Origin of the sequence: Variovorax humicola (assembly GCF_037889915.1) — a bacterium.
Lineage (GTDB): Bacteria > Pseudomonadota > Gammaproteobacteria > Burkholderiales > Burkholderiaceae_C > Variovorax > Variovorax humicola.
On sequence record NZ_JBBKZV010000003.1, the window covers coordinates 103,151 to 121,199 of the forward strand.

Annotated in this window: 18 protein-coding genes; 7 read left to right on the forward strand and 11 right to left on the reverse strand. The window is 65.5% G+C overall.

Annotated features, from left to right (window positions below; all coding sequences use genetic code 11):
* Positions 1 to 23: 23 nt before the first annotated feature.
* From phaZ to WKW80_RS07420, 4 genes are all read right to left on the reverse strand, one after another.
* Positions 24 to 980 (reverse strand): poly(3-hydroxyalkanoate) depolymerase, encoded by a 957-nt coding sequence (gene phaZ / locus WKW80_RS07405; RefSeq protein WP_340362913.1) that lies wholly within the window; start codon positions 978 to 980, stop codon positions 24 to 26.
* Entirely contained in the window at positions 977 to 3,073 is a 2,097-nt protein-coding gene (locus WKW80_RS07410) for an alpha/beta fold hydrolase (protein ID WP_340362914.1), read from the reverse strand. Before WKW80_RS07410 ends, phaZ begins: the two co-directional genes overlap by 4 nt.
* Before the next feature lie 276 nt (positions 3,074 to 3,349).
* Entirely contained in the window at positions 3,350 to 4,237 is an 888-nt protein-coding gene (locus WKW80_RS07415) for a gamma-glutamyl-gamma-aminobutyrate hydrolase family protein (RefSeq protein WP_340362915.1), read from the reverse strand.
* Positions 4,238 to 4,318: 81 nt separating this feature from the next.
* A complete protein-coding gene (locus WKW80_RS07420) occupies positions 4,319 to 5,383 on the reverse strand; it encodes a S1C family serine protease (RefSeq protein ID WP_340362916.1) in 1,065 nt (354 codons plus the stop codon).
* A 377-nt stretch (positions 5,384 to 5,760) separates the two neighbouring features.
* On the opposite strand from WKW80_RS07420, the gene WKW80_RS07425 reads away from it, so the two are divergent.
* From WKW80_RS07425 to dbpA, 3 genes are all read left to right on the forward strand, one after another.
* Positions 5,761 to 6,006, forward strand: coding sequence for a hypothetical protein (locus WKW80_RS07425; RefSeq protein WP_340363171.1), 246 nt, complete (start codon positions 5,761 to 5,763; stop codon positions 6,004 to 6,006).
* A 57-nt stretch (positions 6,007 to 6,063) separates the two neighbouring features.
* Positions 6,064 to 6,330: a translation initiation factor IF-1 gene (infA, locus tag WKW80_RS07430; RefSeq protein WP_340362917.1), complete on the forward strand. Its 267-nt coding sequence runs from the start codon at positions 6,064 to 6,066 to the stop codon at positions 6,328 to 6,330.
* A gap of 264 nt (positions 6,331 to 6,594) precedes the next feature.
* Entirely contained in the window at positions 6,595 to 7,980 is a 1,386-nt protein-coding gene (dbpA, locus tag WKW80_RS07435; RefSeq protein ID WP_340362918.1) for an ATP-dependent RNA helicase DbpA, read from the forward strand.
* Positions 7,981 to 8,067: 87 nt separating this feature from the next.
* Here dbpA and WKW80_RS07440 read toward each other — a convergent pair whose 3' ends face one another.
* Complete coding sequence (locus WKW80_RS07440; RefSeq protein WP_340362919.1) at positions 8,068 to 8,541, reverse strand: hypothetical protein; 474 nt, start codon at positions 8,539 to 8,541, stop codon at positions 8,068 to 8,070.
* Here WKW80_RS07440 and WKW80_RS07445 point away from each other — a divergent pair.
* A complete protein-coding gene (locus WKW80_RS07445; protein WP_340362920.1) occupies positions 8,540 to 8,875 on the forward strand; it encodes a hypothetical protein in 336 nt (111 codons plus the stop codon). The two genes, WKW80_RS07440 and WKW80_RS07445, sit on opposite strands and share 2 nt — an antisense overlap.
* Positions 8,876 to 8,879: 4 nt before the next feature.
* Here the strand turns inward: WKW80_RS07445 and WKW80_RS07450 are convergent, their stop codons facing one another.
* From WKW80_RS07450 to WKW80_RS07475, 6 genes are all read right to left on the reverse strand, one after another.
* The gene (locus tag WKW80_RS07450) at positions 8,880 to 9,221 is read right to left on the reverse strand and encodes a DUF6176 family protein (protein WP_340362921.1); all 342 of its coding nucleotides are present in this window, start codon (positions 9,219 to 9,221) and stop codon (positions 8,880 to 8,882) included.
* Positions 9,222 to 9,298: 77 nt separating this feature from the next.
* Positions 9,299 to 9,454, reverse strand: coding sequence for a hypothetical protein (locus WKW80_RS07455; protein ID WP_340362922.1), 156 nt, complete (start codon positions 9,452 to 9,454; stop codon positions 9,299 to 9,301).
* 107 nt (positions 9,455 to 9,561) lie between these two features.
* Positions 9,562 to 10,440, reverse strand: a complete 879-nt coding sequence (locus WKW80_RS07460; protein ID WP_340362923.1) for a carbohydrate ABC transporter permease — start codon at positions 10,438 to 10,440, stop codon at positions 9,562 to 9,564.
* A complete protein-coding gene (locus tag WKW80_RS07465; RefSeq protein ID WP_340362924.1) occupies positions 10,437 to 11,345 on the reverse strand; it encodes a carbohydrate ABC transporter permease in 909 nt (302 codons plus the stop codon). The genes WKW80_RS07460 and WKW80_RS07465 overlap by 4 nt, the downstream gene beginning before the upstream one ends.
* A 70-nt stretch (positions 11,346 to 11,415) precedes the next feature.
* Positions 11,416 to 12,747 (reverse strand): ABC transporter substrate-binding protein, encoded by a 1,332-nt coding sequence (locus WKW80_RS07470; protein WP_340362925.1) that lies wholly within the window; start codon positions 12,745 to 12,747, stop codon positions 11,416 to 11,418.
* 54 nt (positions 12,748 to 12,801) lie between these two features.
* A complete protein-coding gene (locus WKW80_RS07475; protein ID WP_340362926.1) occupies positions 12,802 to 13,875 on the reverse strand; it encodes an ABC transporter ATP-binding protein in 1,074 nt (357 codons plus the stop codon).
* A 168-nt stretch (positions 13,876 to 14,043) separates the two neighbouring features.
* Between WKW80_RS07475 and WKW80_RS07480 the strand changes: the two genes are divergently transcribed.
* Genes WKW80_RS07480 through WKW80_RS07490 form a run of 3 tightly spaced genes read left to right on the forward strand, consistent with a single transcriptional unit; the run spans position 14,044 to position 17,689 of the window.
* Complete coding sequence (locus tag WKW80_RS07480; RefSeq protein ID WP_340362927.1) at positions 14,044 to 14,826, forward strand: FadR/GntR family transcriptional regulator; 783 nt, start codon at positions 14,044 to 14,046, stop codon at positions 14,824 to 14,826.
* Positions 14,823 to 15,839, forward strand: a complete 1,017-nt coding sequence (gene denD / locus WKW80_RS07485; protein WP_340362928.1) for a D-erythronate dehydrogenase — start codon at positions 14,823 to 14,825, stop codon at positions 15,837 to 15,839. The genes WKW80_RS07480 and denD overlap by 4 nt, the downstream gene beginning before the upstream one ends.
* Positions 15,839 to 17,689, forward strand: coding sequence for an IlvD/Edd family dehydratase (locus WKW80_RS07490; RefSeq protein WP_340362929.1), 1,851 nt, complete (start codon positions 15,839 to 15,841; stop codon positions 17,687 to 17,689). The genes denD and WKW80_RS07490 overlap by 1 nt, the downstream gene beginning before the upstream one ends.
* Positions 17,690 to 18,049: the final 360 nt, after the last annotated feature.

Below are 18,049 nucleotides of genomic sequence, written 5' to 3' on the forward strand. Positions count from 1 at the left end.
GGGGCGCTCCTGCTGCTGCCTGGCTACTTGCGCAGGAAGTCGAGGATCAAGGGCGCCACATCCTTGGCCTTGTTCATGAGGAACAGGTGGCCGTCCTCCACGATGCACAACTGCGCGTTGCGCATCAGCGCCGCATGCATGCGCGCGTTGGCCAACGGCACCAGCGGATCGTCGCGGCCGGCCATCACCAGCGTCGGATGGTGGAGTCGCCAAAGCCACGGCAGGCTGGTCCAGCCCATCATGGCCAACAACTGGTAGCGGTAGCCCTTGGGGTCGCCGCCGCGCGCGTGTTCGGTGAAAAGCTTGATGGCATCCGGATTGGTGCGCAACGACCCGCCGTAGATGTCGGGAGCGATGCTCTTCATGTACCCCTTGTCGGTGTAGCGCTTTGGATTGACCATCTTCCACAGCACGCTCGGCTTGCCCGGCAGCATGGTGCTGCCGCCCATCGTCGTCGCAGCCAGGATCAGGCGGCGCACGCGTGACGGAAACTGGATCGCGAACTGCTGCGCCAGGCCGCCGCCCCACGACACGCCCAGTACGTCGACCTGCTGGTAGCCCAGCGCATCCAGCAGCTTCGCGGCCAGCCGTGCAACGGAAAAAAGCCGGTAGGCGCGCTTGGGCGCAGGCGACTTGCCGGCACCCGGGACGTCGAAGATGATGGCTTCGGTGTCCTCCAGCTCCGCCGAGAACGGGTTGACCAGTTCAAGGTTCGCGCCGATGCCATTGAACAGCAGCAGCGGCACGCGGGTTTGCGCGCCATCGGCGCGGGCGCCGGGACGGATCCCGACGCGCAGCAACTGGTCGCCAATGGTGATGGTCCCGATGTGCATGCCGGACGCGGGGTCGATCTGCACATCCTGAAGCCGGTCTTCCGGCGCGCCGGTGGGTTGCAGCGTTTTCTTGGCAGTGTGCATGCAACGGGGGATCGAAGTGGTGACGAAGGGAGGCGCAACCCAGCGCAGGACGGCGCCGATCATTTCTGCAGCACGTATTCGCCCGGCGCAGCTGCGCCCGGCTTGTGTTTTGCGCTGCCCGGCTTCGCGGGTGCCGGCACCTTGGCGCCGGAGCGCTCGTGCATCCACGCCATCCAGTGCGGCCACCAGCTTCCGTCGGTGCGCGGCGCGCTCGCCGCCCAGGCCTCGGGATCGGGGCCGGCGGCCTTGGCGGTCAGGAAGAAGGACTTGGCGCCGCCCGGCGGATTGAGCAGGCTCTGCAGGTGGCCGGCATTGACCAGCGTGAAGGTGCTGTTCTCGCCATAGATGCGGGCCGTGGGGTAGCACGCCTTCCAGGGCGTGATGTGGTCGGTGATGCCGGCCACGATGTAGGCGTCGACTTTCACCTTGCGCATGTCGATCGGCTTGCCCAGCACCTTCAGCTTGCCGGCGTTGACGAACGGGCTCTTCACCATGATGTCGAGCAGATCGGAGTGGAACGCGGCCGGCAGGCGGGTGGTGTCGGCGTTCCAGTAGAGGATGTCGAAGGCCGGCGGGTCGTTGCCGAGCAGGTAGTTGTTGACCCAGTAGCTCCAGATGAGGTCGTTCGGACGCAGCCACGCGAACACGCGCGCCAGCGACTCGCCATCGACATAGCCCTTGGCCTTGGTAGCCGCCTTGATGGCGGCCACGCTCTCGGGCGTCATGAACAGGCCCATGCTGGTGTCTGCCGTGTTCTCGGGGTCGAGCGTGCACACAGGGCTGATCACGTTGGCAACCTTCTCCTGGCCGGTGGCGGCGAGCCAGCCAACGTACGACGCGGCCGTCATGCCGCCAGAGCAGGCACCCCACAGCGAGATGTCGGGGCTGCCGGTGATCTCGCGCGCAGCGTCCACGGCTTCGTCGAGCGCCTTCACGTACGTGGACATGTCCCAGTCGCGCTGTTCGAGGGCGGGGTTGAACCAGCTCACGCAGAAGATCTGCACACCGTGCTCGACCACGTACTTCACCAGGCTCTTCTCGGGCGAGAGGTCCATGGCGTAGAACTTGTTGACCTGCGGCGGGCAGATCACCAGCGGGCGAGCGTAGACCTCGGGCGTCTTCGGCTGGTACTGGATCAGTTCCAGCACATCGTTCTTGAACACCACCTGGCCTTCGCTCAGGCACAGGTTGCGTCCGATCTCGAACTTCGACTTGTCGACCGACGACGGCAAGCCGCCGTTGTGGCGCCAGTCGCTGACCAGGTTCTTCATGCCCTTGAGCCAGCTCTTGCCGCGCGTCTCGCGCACGCGCTTGAGGGCCATCGGGTTGATCATCGCGTTGCTGGGCGCGATGGCATCGATATAGATGGACGCGACCAGTTGGGCGCGCGCCTTGTCGCGCGGGTCCATCTCGCTGTCCTCGATGAAGCCGTTGATCTGCTTCGAGGTGGCCAGATGCGCCTGCAGCAGGCGCTTGTAGAGCGGGCTCTCGCGCCAGGCCGGGTCGGCGAAGCGCTTGTCCTTGGGATCGCCCTCGACCGCCGACTTGCCTGCGAAGACCTTGCCCATTTCCACGGCGTAGGAGGCCCAGCGCTTCGCCGACTTCGCTGGCTGCTGCATGACCGCGCCGATGAACGCCTGCACGCCCTCGCCCAGGTCCTGTGTGCGCATGCCGAGGAAGGGGTTGACGGCCAGGGTGCTGCTCGCGGCGTCATCGGCCAGTTGGCTGACAAGTGCGAGCGAGTCGGTGGCCACGGCGGCGGCGGGCTTCTTGACGCTGGCCTTGGGCGGCTCGGCCTTTGGCGCAGGGGCTGCAGCCGCCGGGGCGGCCCTGGCCGGCCTGGGAGACGCGGCCTTGCCGGCCGCTGCCTTGGTTGCGGCGGCCTTGGGGATGGTGGCCTTGGGGGTGCCGGCCTTCTTCGCCACAGGCTTTTCCGTGGGCCCTGCCACGGGCTTCACCGCGGGGCTTTTCGCTGCGGGCCTCTTCGCTGCGGGCTTCGTCGCCGCGTCTGCGGCCGGTTTGGCTAACTTCGCCACCTTGGCCGGGGCCGCCGCGCGCGCCTTCTTCGCAGGCACCTTCGCAGGCACGGCGTTCGCCGCCGCCCGCGCACGCTTGGTCGCAGCGGCGCCCGTCTTCTTTGCTAGCTCTTCACTCATCGTCGTCCTCTGTGTAGTTGTGTAGCCGCCGGTAGCGGAGCGGCCGCTTCAGCGGCGTCCACCAGCACGACAAGCGTCTCGGTGATCACGGCCGGCTCCTCCAAAACCGGGACACCATGCCGCTCTCCGCCCCTCGGAAGCGGGGGCAGGTCGCGCGGGGGCTTCCGCATCGAGAATACCCATCCGACGGGCACCACCCCTCTACAGATAAACCCTGTGCGGCCGTCGTCGAGGGGCCGCGAGATTTACGAGAACGGGCGGCGCGGCGACCGCAGTTCAGCGGCGCAGCAATGCCTGCCGCAGCAGCCGCGCGGCCCGATCGCGGATCTGGCCGGGCATGCGATGCCGCCAGCGCTGCGGGTGGCGCCGGGCGGCAGAGCAGGCGGCCAGGAAGTCTTCGAGGATCGGCGTGTCGTCGACCGTGGCGATCTCGCTGCCTCGGCCATGGAACTCCGGATGCCATTGCGTGGCCGCAATATAGCCGTGGCCGCCGCGGGTGGTCGTGCGGCGAATCGCCTCGGGCACATGGTCCGGATAGCTCCAGGCCTCGATCTCGAAGCCGGGCGCAAGATCCTTGATGCCTTGGTGATGGATGCTGTTGACGCGCGTGTGCGTGACGCCAGGGTACAACTGCGCAAGGCGCGTGCCCTCGACCAGCACCAGGTCGTGATAGTTCTTGTCGTAGCTCACCGGGTCGCGATGCGTGAGCGCGCCCTGATGTTGTGTTTCGATGTCCTGGTAGAGCGTGCCGCCGAAGGCCACGTTGATGAGTTGCAGGCCGCGGCACACGCCGAAGATCGGCTTGCCGACCTGCTCGAAGGCCTCGACCAGCGCCAGGTCGTAGAGGTCGCGGATGCGGTCGCCGATCCAGGCTTCCTTCAACGGCGTCTCGCCATAGCTGCCCGGCCACACGTCGGCGCCCCCATGCATGACGACGCCGTCGAGCCACTCGGCGTAGTGCGAGAGCCGGGTGTCGCCGCGCGCCGTCTCGCCGGTGGGGCAAGGCACCATCACCACCATCGCGCCTGCCGACATGAGCCAGTGCGCAATCGACTGCTCCACGTATTGCAACGTCTTGTTGGTGAACAGCGAGCGCGTGGGGTCCGCGTGCTGGAAACAGGCTGAAAGGCCGATCTTGAGGCGGCCGGCAACGGTCTGGGGCATGGCGGGTGGATACCTGCTGGGCGAGAAAGTCATTGTGCCCAATGCAGGCGATCGCAGGCGCCGATCTTCGCGCCGGTGTTGCTAGATCCCCTCAGGCTTGCTCAACGTCTGCATGCGGTCGATGGCGCGCACGCGTATCTTGCGCACCTCCTCGCCCTGCTGCACCGTGAGCTCGATCTCGGCGTCGGGTTCCGGGTGGGCCCAGAGCTGCTTGTAGAGCGCTTCGGGCGTGGCGACCTTGGCGCCGTCGATCTCGAGCACCACGTCCCCTGGACGCAGGCCGGCCGCCTCGGCCGGGCTTTCGCGGGTCACGCGCAGCACCTGCAGATGCCCGCCGAGCGAACCTGACGACAGTCCAAGCCACGGCCGGCGGCTGGCCCGCGTGCTGCCGGTGGCCTGCATTTCCGCAAGCACCGGCTTCAGCAATTCCACCGGCACGAACACGTTGCCGGCCAGCGAGCGCGGACCCTTGCCGGCGGCATCGTTGGTGTAGAGGCTGCCGATGCCGAGCAACTCGCCCTGCAGATTGAACAGTCCGGCACCACTGTGATTGGGCGCGGGCGGACTGGTGAACAGGGCCGACTCGATGAAGTACTCCCAGTAGCCGGAGAACGCACGCTTGCTGACGAGCTGCGTCATGCCGATGCCGCCGTCGATGCCGCCCATGCCGACCAGCAGCTTGTCGCCTGTCGAGGCGCCGGCATTCGCTCCCAGCACCGCCGGCTCCGTCCCGCGCAACGGCACCAGCGACCGGACCAGGCCAAAACCCGTGGCAAGGTCATACGCGACGGAGCGCGCCGGCACGCGGCGCCCGTCCTGGGTGAGAACCTCGATCGACTGCGCCTCGAGCACGAGGTAGCCGATGGTGAGGATCAACCCGTCGTCGCTGATCAGCACACCCGAGCCGGCGCGCGTTTCGCCCAGGGTCTCGATCGAGCGCGCGCCCGGTATCGCCTCGGCGTACAACCCGACGAGGGCGGCGTTGACGTGCTGGAGGATGTCGAGCTGGGTGCTTGCAGGCAGGCCGGTGCCCGTCGCCGTCGCTGCGCGCACGGGCGAGGCGACCAGCAGCATGGCGACCGCAAGGATCACCACGCCCAGCGAATGAAGATGCAGTCGAAGACGGGTCAGCAGTGATCGCGACATGGCCTTGCTCCTCGCAGGCGTCAGAGGTATTTCGCATACTGCGCCGAGCGTCCGCCGACTGCAGCAGGGGGGCGCCATAACCCTCCGTTTAGCAACACTTGTGCCAATCGGGCTATAATTGACAGTTCGCTGACACGACGAAGCACTTTTCGTCATACCGACCGGCTGGCCCGCATCCTGGGCCTTTTTCCTCGAGCCGGCCCTCACAGTGCGTTGGAGCGCCAGATCGGGCGCCCATGATTGCCACCACTGCCTTCTGTCTTGTAAAGCGAATTTCGCGCCCTGTTGGCCGACTTCTCGTCGGCAACCCCGCGCGCCGTTTTCAAACATTTTTCAGGGTGCGTCACGCAGAGCGTGGCCACCGGGCATTGCAATTCATGGACATCATTCACACCACTGTCGCAGTGGGCAAGTACCTTATCTCGCCGCTGATCCGGCACACCGACGACGGAGATTTCGCCGCTTCCGTCTCGATTCGTTCCGGCCAGGGCCGCAGCATGCACGACCGCGTGATGCGGTTCACGCCGCGCTTCGACAGCCACGCGCAGGCGCAGCGCTATGCAACCGAACAAGGCCTTGGCTGGGTACGCGAACGTACCCGCTCGCGCGTTGTAGTGGCGTGACACCGGCCAAGCGCTTTTCAGCACAATTCACGATAATCACGCAGAGGTAAATCATTCATGGCCAAGGAAGAACTGATTGAAATGAACGGTGCAGTCACGGAAGTGCTGCCCGATTCACGCTATCGCGTCACGCTCGACAACGGGCACCAGCTCATCGCCTACAGCGGCGGCAAGATGCGCAAGCACCACATCCGCATCCTGGCGGGCGACAAGGTGTCGCTCGAACTGTCGCCCTACGACCTGACCAAGGGCCGCATCACGTTCCGCCACCTGAACGGTCGCGGCCCGATGCCGCCGTCGAACACGTCGACACCCCGTCGCTGACGCGTGCGGCCAGCATCGTTGCTGGCCCCGTCGATCCGGCCTCCGGGCTCCCGTTGCTATCCGCGGATAGCTCCTGCGCAAGCAGCACGGGCGCTGGAGGCCTTTTTGTTTGCCCGAAACAACCCTGGAACTCGCCATGAATCGCAGTGCTGCGGCGCATGGCTTCAATTCCCGGAGCGCGGGGCTCGCTGCCATTGCGCTGCTGCCGGGCTTGGGCGCGCGGGCGTTCTCTGTCCTGCCTTCACCCCAACCCCTCCCTCCATCATGACGACAGACACCAACGACTTCGGCGCGCTGCCGCTCTCGCCCCAGGTACTCGCCAATCTCACGCAACTCGGCTACGTGCGCATGACGCCGATCCAGGCTGCGGCGCTACCGCTGGCGCTGCTCGGCAAGGACCTCATCGCCCAGGCCAAGACCGGCAGCGGCAAGACCGCCGCCTTCGCGCTTGCGCTGCTGGCCAATCTGAACCCGCGGCGCTTCGCCGTGCAGGCGATGGTGCTGTGCCCGACGCGGGAGCTGGCCGACCAGGTGACCACCGAGATCCGCCGCCTGGCGCGGGCCGAGGAAAACATCAAGGTCGTGACGCTCTGCGGCGGCGTCGCGCTGCGCGGGCAGACCGCGAGCCTCGAACATGGCGCGCACGTCGTGGTCGGTACGCCGGGCCGCATCATGGACCACCTGGAGCGCGGCAATCTCGACCTCGCTGCGCTGAACACGCTGGTGCTCGACGAGGCCGATCGCATGCTCGACATGGGCTTTTTCGACGACATCGCCAAGGTGGCGCGGCAATGCCCGGCTGCGCGGCAGACGCTGCTGTTCTCGGCGACCTACCCCGAAGGCATCGCGCAGCTCAGCAAGCAGTTCATGAAGTCCCCGCAGCAGGTGACGGTGCAGGCGCAGCACGAGGCCGGCAAGATCCGCCAGCGCTGGTACCAGGTGAAGGAGAGCGAGCGCCTGCATGCCGTGAGCCTGCTGCTGAATCACTATCAGCCGGAAAGCACGCTGGCCTTCTGCAACACCAAGCAGCAGTGCCGCGACCTGGTCGAGGTGCTGGCGGCGCAGGGTTTCAGCGCGATGGCGTTGTTCGGCGAACTGGAGCAGCGCGAGCGCGACCAGGTGCTGGTGCAGTTCGCCAACCGCAGCTGCTCGGTGCTGGTGGCGACCGACGTGGCGTCGCGCGGGCTCGACATCGCGCAGCTCGAGGCGGTGATCAACGTCGATGTGACGCCCGAGCCGGAGCTGCACATCCACCGCATCGGCCGCACCGGGCGCGGCGACGCCGAAGGCCTGGCGCTGAACCTGGCCAGCATGGACGAGATGGGCTACGTCGGCAAGATCGAGCAGCTGCAGGGCCGCGAATCGGACTGGCATGAGCTCGCCAGCCTTGCGCCTGCGGCAGGGGGCCCGCTGCAGCCGCCGATGGCTACGCTGCAGATCGTCGGCGGGCGCAAGGAGAAGATCCGCGCCGGCGACGTGCTGGGCGCGCTCACCGGCGAGGCCGGATTCACGCGCGAGCAGGTCGGCAAGATCAACGTCAACGAGTTCTCGACCTATGTGGCGGTGGACCGCCGCATCGCGCAACAGGCGCTGCTGAAACTGTCGAACGGCCGGGTCAAGGGCAAGAGCGTGAAGGTGCGATTGCTTTGATGCCGCGCCCGGCTCTGCCGAACTGCTGCGTTACTTCCCGCAGGTGATGGCAGGTGCGGATGAAATGCGCGGAGACTGGGGCAAGACTTAAAGATTCCCGGCGACGGTGGTCGGACCGAAATCCATGGCGGCATGCTCCGAAATCCGCCCTTGGCGGCCGAGCGCCACGCCGGAGCGCTGCTCGAGCGCGGCCATGCCGGCCATCACGGCCAAGCCATAGCTGGGCATGGGGCGTTCTGCCCGTTCCAACTGGGGGTCCCGCGCGGAGCGGATCCGCTGTTCTTCAAGCACCCAGTAAAACTGACCGGGAGCGGGTTCCTCCACGATCAATGCAATGCCGTTGGCAACCAAGGTATTTCTTTCAAAATGCAACTGTGAGCACTGTTTGTAAGCGAGCGGCTGTATCTCGTCCGTGCATAAAGTCACGACCGCACCGAACCTGCACTTCTGCGGTGCATGTTTGTGCAATATCACCGGGCGCAGACACTGCCGCAGCGCCGGGACGCCGAGCCCGGCACTTTGCCGTTGCAACGTTGGTGAACATCTTCTGAAGGGTTCCATGTCGGACGACTACCAGATCGACATTCCGCCGTCTTTCTTTGCCGTGTACACGGACGCGCGCCAGCGCCTGTGCGAGCCGATCGCCATCGTGCGAGCGCGCTACGAGTTGTGCGAAGACCTGGCAACGCACCTCATCGAACAGGCGCGATTGCTGCACCACGTCGCCGTGCCTTCCGAAGACGAGATCCTGCACCGTTGCCGAGACGGGCTGCTCACGGTGGAGTCGGGCGTGTCCGCGGCCGAGGCCACGTGGGTTGTGCGGCGACTGGCGGAGTTGCTGAACTGGCGCTGTCCCGCGTTCGCGGATGTCCAGGAACTTGTGCAGCGTCAGTAGCGCATCAACTCGTATCGCGGCGCAAATCCAGAAGCAGCTCAAGCCGTTGCGCGGCACCCCAGGTCTCGCGCTGGAAGACCTTGTGGTACTGGTCAAGTTCGGCTGCGGATTGCGTAACCATGCGGTGGGCTTCTTCGTGCGAGGCGGCACGCATGTAGTACACGAGGAAATCGCCTTCGAGCGTGATGTCGAGAAACACCGACTCGATCGACACCCCTTCGACAACCAGCCGCTGCAAGGCTTCGGCACGATGTGCTGCCATGTGCGCAGCCCATTCGCGCACACGGGGCAGAACGCCCTTCTTGAGGCGGATCCGGGCGCAAAAAGGGACGTGTGACGAGTTCATGGAGTGCACCCTTCCGTGCCGCCCATTGGGCTTGTGGCTCCCTGCTCACCCGCGACGTGTCGGTGCAGTGTTCCACGTCAAGCGGGCGTCTGCAACGACTCCCAGGAACTCAGCAGGTCGACCTGCTTGCGCTGGCTGCCGTCTTCGAACTGCAGCGCGCAGACGTCGTTGAACGCGCGCCGCAGCAGGTGGTCGCTGCCCTTGACCGGGCCCCATGCCCAGTCATGCGCCACGGCTTGCGAGATGACCGCGGCGGCGGGCTTCGAATCGATGGAGATGGCGCTCGCGGGCGGCTCTGCTGCGCCGCGGCGGGCAAGAAGGTCATGCGCCTGCGTGAGCGCTACTCCTTGACCGACCCTGTCATGCCCGACACGTAGTATTCGACGAAGAACGAATAGATGAAGGCTACCGGCAGCGAACCCAGCAAGGCGCCGGCCATCAATGGGCCCCATTGGTAGACATCGCCCTGTACCAGTTCCGTGACAACGCCGACCGGCAGCGTCTTGACCTCCGACGACGAGATGAAGGTCAACGCGTAGATGAATTCATTCCACGACAGCGTGAACGCGAAGATGCCGGCCGAGATCAGGCCCGGGACCGCGAGCGGCAGCACGATCTTCACGAGGATCTGCCAGCGATTGGCTCCATCGATCAGCGCGCACTCTTCCAGCTCGGCCGGGATGGAGCGGAAGTAGCCCATCAGCAGCCAGGTGCAGAACGGGATCAGGAAAGTCGGATAGGTGAGGATCAACGCCCAGCGCGTGTCGAACAAGCCGAGGTTGAAAACCACGTTGGCCAGCGGAATGAACAGGATCGATGGCGGCACCAGGTACGCCAGGAAGATCGACAGGCCGACGTGCTTCGCACCCTTGAAACGCAGCCGCTCGATGGCGTAGGCCGCGAACACCGACGCCGCGAGCGAGGCGAAGGTCGACACCACCGAAACCAGCACCGTGTTCCACAACCACTGTGGGTACGAAGTTTGGAACAGCAGCTTGTGGAAGTGCGCCAGCGTCGGGTGGATGACCCAGAACGGATTGCCTTCGCGCGAGAGCAGCTCGGGCTCGGGCTTCACCGCCGTGATCGCCATCCAGTAGAACGGGAACAGCAGCACGATCAGGAAGACGACGAGCGGCAAATAGACCGTCACGGCCTTGCGTGGCAAGGTATCGAGGAAGCTCATGCCGACGGTGTCGACCTGGCCTGGTTTGCCGCTCATTTGTCGGATCCGCCTTGTTGCCATGCACGGCGCTGCAGGCCGAAGAAACTGAACATCACGCAGGCCAGCAGGAACGGCACCATGGCGATCGCAATGGCCGCGCCTTCGCCCAGTGCACCGCCCGAGATCGCGCGCTGGAACGACAGCGTGGCCATCAGGTGCGTGGCGTTCAGCGGACCACCGCGCGTGATGACGTAGATGAGCTGGAAGTCCGTGAAGGTGAACAGCACCGAGAAGGTCATCACCACCGCGATGATCGGCGTGAGCAGCGGCATCGTCACATGGCGGAACTGCTGCCAGGGTGTCGCGCCGTCGATGGCCGAGGCTTCGTAGTACGAGGGCGAGATGGTTTGCAGCCCGGCCAGCAAGGTGATGGCCACAAAGGGCACGCCACGCCACACGTTGGCGATGATCACCGCGATGCGCGCATTCCAGGGCGTGCCGAGGAAGTCGATGTAGGTATCGATCAGGCCCATCTTCACCAGCGCCCAGCTGATGATCGAGAACTGCGAGTCGTAGATCCACCAGAACGCAATCGCCGACAGCGCCGTGGGCACGATGTACGGCAGCAGGATCACCGCGCGGAAAAAGGTCTTGAAACGGATGTTCTTGTTCAGCAGCAACGCGAGCCACAAGCCCAGCATGAACTTGAACACGCTTGCCACTGCCGTGTAGAAGAGCGTGTTGAAAAGGGCGAGCCGCGTGACGGCGTCGCCCCACAGGAACTCGTAGTTCTCCAGCCCGATCCATTCGCCGCCCCGGCCGACCTTGGCATCGGTGAAGCCGAGGTACGTGCCCAGTCCGAGCGGATAGGTCAGGAATAGCAGCAGCAACAGCGCCGCCGGCAACATGAACATGAAGCCGAGGGCGTTGCGGCTGTTCTGGAATCTGGCCAGTAGAGTCATGATGGGGTTCGGAGGCCGCTCGCCGGGCCAGTCGAATGGCTTCGACGACCCGGTCCGATCGGCGAGGAGGTCAGACCTTGTAGTACCGCTCGGCGCGTTTCTGCGCGCGTTCGGCGGCTTCCTTCGGCGTCTTGGCACCGCTCGCGGCCTCGGCCACCATGTTCGGCACGATGAAGTCCGCTGCGGCGCCGGCCGAGGCATAGCCGAGCTTGCCGTCGTAGCCGGCCGGGCGCAGGTTCTTGACCGAGTCGCGGTAGGGCGTGTTCTTCGGGTCGGAGGTCCAGATCGGGTTGTTCTCGTAATAACGCAACGGCTGCGCGACATAGCCGCCACCGCCCTGGAGCCACGGATCGAACTGTTCCTTCTCCATCATGAAGCGCAGGAACTCCTTCGAGGCCTGCGGATACTTGGTGTACTTCATGATCATCTGGTTGAAGAACAGGTGCGACTCCGTGGGCACGCCGACCGGCCCGATCGGGAACACCGCGTGGTTGATGTCGGCGGCCATTTCCTTGACCTTCGGGTCGGGCGAATTGCGGGCGGCGTAGTAGATCGAGATGCCGTTGTTGGTGACGCTGATCTGGCCGTCGAGGAAGGCCTTGTTGTTGTTCGGATCAAGCCACGACAGCGTGCCGGGGATGAAGTTGGCATACAGCTCCTTGGCGTACTCGAGCGCCTTCAGTGTCTCGGGGCTGTCGATGACGACCTTGTTGCTCTTGTCGACCAGCTTGCCGCCGAAGGCCCAGATCAGCCAGTTGGTCCACACGCTGTCGCCGGTCGCGTTGCCGAGCGCCATGCCGCCGGGGGTGCCCTTTTCCTTGAGCGCCTTGTGCATCCTGAGGAAGTCGTCGGTGTTCTTCGGGAAGGTGTCGAAGCCGGCCGCCTTGAGCATGCTTTCGCGATACACCATGAGCGAGCCCGAGGCGCCGAGCGGCAGGCCCAGCCACTTCTTGCCGTCGGGGCGCATGAAGGCTTCCCCGGCCGGGTACCAGCCGCCGTATTTCTTGCCGAGGTATTCGGCCAGGTCGGTGCAGTCGAGCAGCTTGTCAGGGTAGAGATTGGCGTCGTCGTTGGTCGACAGGATGATGTCGGGGCCGGCACCGGTATTTGCGGCCACGGCGGCCTTCGGACGCACGTCTTCCCAGCCTTCGTTGTCCACACGGACCTCGATGCCGGTGGTGTCCTGGAACTTCTTGACGTTCGCCATGTAGGCGTCGATGTCGCCCTGCACGAATCGGCTCCAGCGCAGCACGCGCAGCTTGGCGTCCTTCTCGGGCTTGAAGCTGATGGTCTGCGCCTGCGCCAGCGAGGAGAACAGCGCGGTGCCGGTGCCGACAGTGGCCGCGGCGGCCAGCCCGGCCGAGCCTTTCAGGATCTTGCGTCGGTTGTTGAAGTCACTCATGGATTTCGTCTCCTAGGTTTGAACGGGCCGGTCGGCGGAAGTCAGTCTGTCGAGTCAAGCAACGAGCGTCTGCCCCGTGCTTGCATCGAAGAGATGTGCGCGCTGCAGGTCGGGTTGCAGCAGGATCGTGCTGCCGGGCGCGAAGTCGTAGCGCTCGCGGAACACGGCGGAGAGGTCGGCGCCTTCATGGCGGCAGGCGACGAAGGTGTCCATGCCGGTCGGCTCCATCACGACGACCTGCGAAGGAATGCCGCCTGAATCCGCCAGCGAAAGATGCTCGGGCCGGGTGCCGTAGACGACCGACTGGCCGTCGCTGCCGCCCGCGTGCACGGGCGCGTCGAGCCGCGTGCCGTCGCTCAGTTCCACGTAGGCGCCGCTGCCGTTGCGGCGCAAGGTGCCGGGCAGGAAGTTCATCGCCGGCGAGCCGATGAAGCCGGCGACGAACTGGTTGGCCGGATGGTCGTAGAGTTCGAGCGGGCTGCCGGTCTGCTCAATGCGGCCGTCGCGCATCACCACGATCTTGTCGCCCATGGTCATGGCCTCGATCTGGTCGTGCGTGACGTAGATTGACGTGGTTTTCAGGCGCTGGTGCAGCTCCTTGATTTCGCTGCGCATGGCCACACGCAGCTTGGCGTCGAGGTTGGAAAGCGGTTCGTCGAACAGGAACACCTGCGGATCCCGCACGATGGCGCGGCCCATGGCAACGCGCTGGCGCTGGCCGCCCGAGAGTTGGCGCGGAAAGCGGTCCAGCAAGGGCAGGAGCGCGAGGATCTCGGCGGCGCGCTTCACCTTCGAGTCGATGGTGGCCTTGTCGGCCTTGGCGAGTGCCAGCGCGAAAGCCATGTTGTCGCGCACCGTCATGTGCGGATACAACGCGTAGTTCTGGAACACCATCGCGATGTCGCGTTCCTTGGGCGGGAGGTCGTTGACGCGCTTGTCGCCGATGCGGATTTCGCCGCCGTTGATTTGTTCCAGCCCCGCGATCATGCGCAGCAACGTGGACTTGCCGCAGCCCGAAGGGCCCACCAGCACGGTGAAGGAGCCGTCCTTGATGTCGATGTCCACACCATGAAGGATGGGCACATCGCCGAAATTCTTCTTGACCGCCTGGATCGTGACACTGGCCATGCACTGAGTCCTGAAAGTTCGCAAACCAACGCCGACGCAGAGGAGCTGCATCGCAGCCGCGCAGTATTGGCGGTGCAGCATGGCAGCGCTATCAGGGCAAACCGTTACGCACTAACCCCCAGAAATTTGTATGATGACCACATAACTACGTCCATATCCTCCGCCTCCATGCGGACCTCTGCCCTTTCAGACCCTCCCCCGCTCACCGTCGATCGCCTGTCAGACCGGCTGGCGGCGCGACTGAGCGCACAGATCGATTCAGGCACGCTTCGCCCAGGTGACCGGCTGCCTACCGAACAGCAGCTGGCGTTGGCGCATGGCGTGTCGCGCACGGTGGTGCGCGAGGCGGTGCACCAGCTCAAGTCCAGGGCGATGGTGCAGTCGCGCCAGGGCTCGGGCGTGTTCGTGGCGCCGAGCCCGGTCAACCAGCCACTGGCGTTCGACCCGACCGTGCTGGACTCGGTGCAATCGGTGGTGCATGTGGTCGAAGTGCGGCGCGTACTGGAAGGCGAGATCGCCGCGCTGGCCGCGGAGCGGGCCACGCGCAGCCAGATCGCCGCCTTGCGCCGCGCGCTCAAGAGCATCGACGATGCCGTGGCCGCGGGGCGCGACGGCGTGGCGGAAGACCTTGAGTTTCATCGGGTCATCGGTGAATCGACCGGCAACCCGCAGTTCCGCCTCCTGCTCGGGTTTCTGGAGCAGTACCTACGCGAGGGCATGCGCATCACGCGCGGCAACGAGGCGCGGCGAGCCGATTTCATGGTGGCCGTGCAGGCCGAACACCGGGCCATCTACGAAGCCATCGCGGCACACGACCCGGTCGCTGCACGCCATCGCGCGAACGAACACCTGATCCGCGGCGAGCAACGGCTCGTCGAGGGCGGAATCATTCATGGCAGGCGCCGACAGGCCGCCGCCAAGGCAACCCATCGTCTGAAGGAGACCCCATGAAACTGATGATCACGGGCGGCGGCGGTTTCGTCGGCGCCCGGCTTGCCCGCACACTGCTGAAACGCGGCACGCTGGCCGGGCAGCAGATCGACCGCGTCGTGCTGACCGACATCGCACCGCCCCCGGTCGACCTGCTGGCCGACACCCGCGTCGAGGCCCGCACCGGTCCGCTGCTGACGCAGACCGATGCGTTGCGCACCGAGGCCTTCGACGGCATCTTTCACCTGGCATCGGCCGTGTCGGGCGAATGCGAGCTCGACTTCGACCTCGGCATGCGCTCCAACCTCGACAGCACGCGTGCGCTGCTCGATGCGATCCGCGCCAACGTCGCCGCCGGCGGCAAGGTGCCGCGATTCGTGTTTTCCAGCTCGGTGGCGGTGTTCGGGCCGGATGCGGCCGTGCCGATGCCCAAGCTGGTGGCCGACGACACGTTGCCGGCGCCGCAGACTTCGTACGGCGTGCAGAAGCTCATCTGCGAGCACCTCATCGCCGACTACACGCGCAAGGGCTACGTCGATGGCCGCGCCGCGCGCCTGATGACGGTGACGGTGCGTCCGGGACGGCCCAACGGCGCGGCCTCATCGTTCTTCAGCGGGATCATCCGCGAGCCGCTGGCGGGCGTGGAAGCGATATGCCCGGTGTCGCCCGATGTGTCGCATCCGATGTCGTCGCCCGGCCGGACCATCGACGGGCTGATCGCCGTCTATGAAGCGAGCCGCGAGGCCTTCGAAGGCCGGCTCGCGCTGAACCTGCCGTCGATCAACGTGCGCGTGGGTGACATGCTCGACGCGCTGGAGGAAGTCGCCGGCGCCAAGGTGCGCGGGCTGGTGCGCTTCGAGCGCGACGAGCGCATCGCCGGCATCGTGGCCAATTGGCCCACGGGCGCGACGGCCGCGCGCGCGGGCAAGCTGGGCCTGCATCCGCACGACAACTTCGCCGACATCATCCGGCAGTACATCCACGATTGCGCCGCGCTCCCCAATGCGAACGAAACCCTGAAGGGAATGAACTGATGAAATCCGACAAGACCGACAAGAAGAACAAGGCAACCAAGGATTCGAAGGCCAAGCCGAAACAGGGCAAGCCGACCGGGCTGCGCTCGCAAGCCTGGTTCGACAACCCCGACAACGCGGACATGACCGCGCTCTACCTCGAGCGCACGATGAACTTCGGCTTGAGCTTCGACGAGCTGCAGTCGGGCCGGCCGATCATCGGCATTGCGCAAACCGGCTCGGACATCGCGCCCTGCAATCGCCATCACCTGGTGCTGGCGGAGCGCGTGCGCGAAGGCGTTCGCGACGCGGGCGGCGTGGCGTTCGAGTTTCCGATCCATCCGATCCAGGAGACCTGCAAGCGGCCCACCGCGTCGCTCGACCGCAACCTGCAATACCTGTCGCTGGTCGAGATCCTCTACGGCTACCCGATCGACGGGGTGGTGCTGACCACCGGCTGCGACAAGACCACGCCAGCGCAGATCATGGCGGCGGCGACGGTCGACATCCCAGCCATTGCGCTGAATGCCGGGCCGATGCTCAACGGCTGGTACAACGGCGAGCGCACCGGCTCCGGCACCATCGTGTGGAAGGCGCGCGAGCTGATGGCGGCGGGCGAGATCGGCTACGAGGGCTTCCTGAAGCTGGTGGCTTCATCGGCGCCGTCGACCGGCCACTGCAACACGATGGGCACGGCCTCGACGATGAACTCGCTGGCCGAGGCGCTCGGCCTGACGCTGCCCGGCAGCGCGGCAATTCCGGCGCCATACCGCGATCGGCAAGAGATGGCCTACATGACGGGCAAGCGCATCGTCGAGATGGTGCGCGAGAACCTCAAGCCTTCCGACATCCTCACGCGCGAAGCCTTCGAGAATGCGATCGTCGTGAACTCGGCGATCGGCGGCTCCACCAATGCGCCGATTCACCTGAACGCGATTGCGCGGCACATCGGCGTGGAACTCACCACCGACGACTGGGAAAAGCATGGCTACAAGGTGCCGCTGCTGGTCAACCTGCAGCCGGCCGGCGAATACCTCGGCGAGGATTTCTACCGCGCCGGCGGCGTGCCCGCCGTGGTGGCCGAGCTCGTCGCCAAGGACAAGATCAAGCCCGCGATGACGGCCAACGGCAGGACGCTCAAGGACAACTGCGAAGGCCGGTTCACCAGCGACCGCAAGGTGATCTTTGCCTACAGCAAGCCGATGAAGAAGGACGCCGGGTTCCTCAACCTCAAGGGCAACCTGTTCGACTCCGCGATCATGAAGACCAGCGTGATCACCGACGAGTTCAGGAAGCGCTATCTCGAGGATGAAAAAGACCCGATGGCTTTCGAAGGCACCGCCATCGTGTTCGACGGCCCGGAGGACTACCACCACCGCATCGACGATCCGAAGATGAAGATCGGCGAGCGCAGCGTGCTGTTCATGCGCGGCGTCGGGCCGGTCGGCTATCCGGGCGCGGCCGAGGTGGTGAACATGCGCGCGCCGAACTACCTGCTGAAGAAGGGCATCACCGCCCTCCCCTGCATCGGCGACGGCCGGCAGTCGGGCACCTCGGGTTCGCCCTCGATCCTCAATGCCTCACCCGAGGCAGCGACCGGTGGCAACCTGGCGCTGGTGCAGACCGGCGACCGCGTGCGCATCGACCTGAAGAAACGCACGGCCAACATGCTGGTGTCGGATGAAGAACTCAAGCAGCGCCGGGAGAAGCTCGATGCGGCCGGTGGCTACAAATACCCGCCGAGCCAGACGCCATGGCAGGAGATCCAGCGCGGCGTGGTCGCCGAGTTGTCGGAAGGCATGGTGCTGAAGCCGGCGGTGAAGTACCAGCGGATCCACGCGACCTTCGGGGTGCCGCGAGACAACCACTGAGCCCCCGGCTGGCTTTTCATCACGGCCATTGCGCTCGCGCGTCCACCGGCCGCTGCATCAACGTGCCGTCACCGGCGCGGTGCTGCGGCGGCGCCTGCCTGTAGGAGTCCATGGCCTCACTTCGGTTTTCGACCACGCTGTCGCATGACCCGCGACGCATGAAACCAGGTTCGTGGGCACCCGCGGAATCGATTGCGGCCGGCCGCCCGTCGGCAAACACTCAGCCAGCCTTGAGCGTTCCTCCCTACCATCGGATATTTGCCGGGCGCCGAATGTAGTCCCGATTCGCCAGCGCCGCGTATCCGAACGAGACGGCCTGTTCCACGGGATGGCATCGGGCGGGCACGGCAATTGCGGAGA

Coding starts and splice junctions, on each gene's coding strand:
- WKW80_RS07425 (WP_340363171.1), top strand. CDS start 5,761: ATGGACATCATTCACACCACTGTCGCAGTGGGCAAGTACCTTATCTCG.
- WKW80_RS07445 (WP_340362920.1), top strand. CDS start 8,540: ATGTCGGACGACTACCAGATCGACATTCCGCCGTCTTTCTTTGCCGTG.
- WKW80_RS07415 (WP_340362915.1), bottom strand. CDS start 4,237: ATGCCCCAGACCGTTGCCGGCCGCCTCAAGATCGGCCTTTCAGCCTGT.
- WKW80_RS07460 (WP_340362923.1), bottom strand. CDS start 10,440: ATGAGCGGCAAACCAGGCCAGGTCGACACCGTCGGCATGAGCTTCCTC.
- WKW80_RS07470 (WP_340362925.1), bottom strand. CDS start 12,747: ATGAGTGACTTCAACAACCGACGCAAGATCCTGAAAGGCTCGGCCGGG.
- phaZ (WP_340362913.1), bottom strand. CDS start 980: ATGATCGGCGCCGTCCTGCGCTGGGTTGCGCCTCCCTTCGTCACCACT.
- WKW80_RS07490 (WP_340362929.1), top strand. CDS start 15,839: ATGAAATCCGACAAGACCGACAAGAAGAACAAGGCAACCAAGGATTCG.
- infA (WP_340362917.1), top strand. CDS start 6,064: ATGGCCAAGGAAGAACTGATTGAAATGAACGGTGCAGTCACGGAAGTG.
- WKW80_RS07450 (WP_340362921.1), bottom strand. CDS start 9,221: ATGAACTCGTCACACGTCCCTTTTTGCGCCCGGATCCGCCTCAAGAAG.
- denD (WP_340362928.1), top strand. CDS start 14,823: ATGAAACTGATGATCACGGGCGGCGGCGGTTTCGTCGGCGCCCGGCTT.
- dbpA (WP_340362918.1), top strand. CDS start 6,595: ATGACGACAGACACCAACGACTTCGGCGCGCTGCCGCTCTCGCCCCAG.
- WKW80_RS07420 (WP_340362916.1), bottom strand. CDS start 5,383: ATGTCGCGATCACTGCTGACCCGTCTTCGACTGCATCTTCATTCGCTG.
- WKW80_RS07480 (WP_340362927.1), top strand. CDS start 14,044: ATGCGGACCTCTGCCCTTTCAGACCCTCCCCCGCTCACCGTCGATCGC.
- WKW80_RS07440 (WP_340362919.1), bottom strand. CDS start 8,541: ATGGAACCCTTCAGAAGATGTTCACCAACGTTGCAACGGCAAAGTGCC.
- WKW80_RS07465 (WP_340362924.1), bottom strand. CDS start 11,345: ATGACTCTACTGGCCAGATTCCAGAACAGCCGCAACGCCCTCGGCTTC.
- WKW80_RS07475 (WP_340362926.1), bottom strand. CDS start 13,875: ATGGCCAGTGTCACGATCCAGGCGGTCAAGAAGAATTTCGGCGATGTG.
- WKW80_RS07410 (WP_340362914.1), bottom strand. CDS start 3,073: ATGAGTGAAGAGCTAGCAAAGAAGACGGGCGCCGCTGCGACCAAGCGT.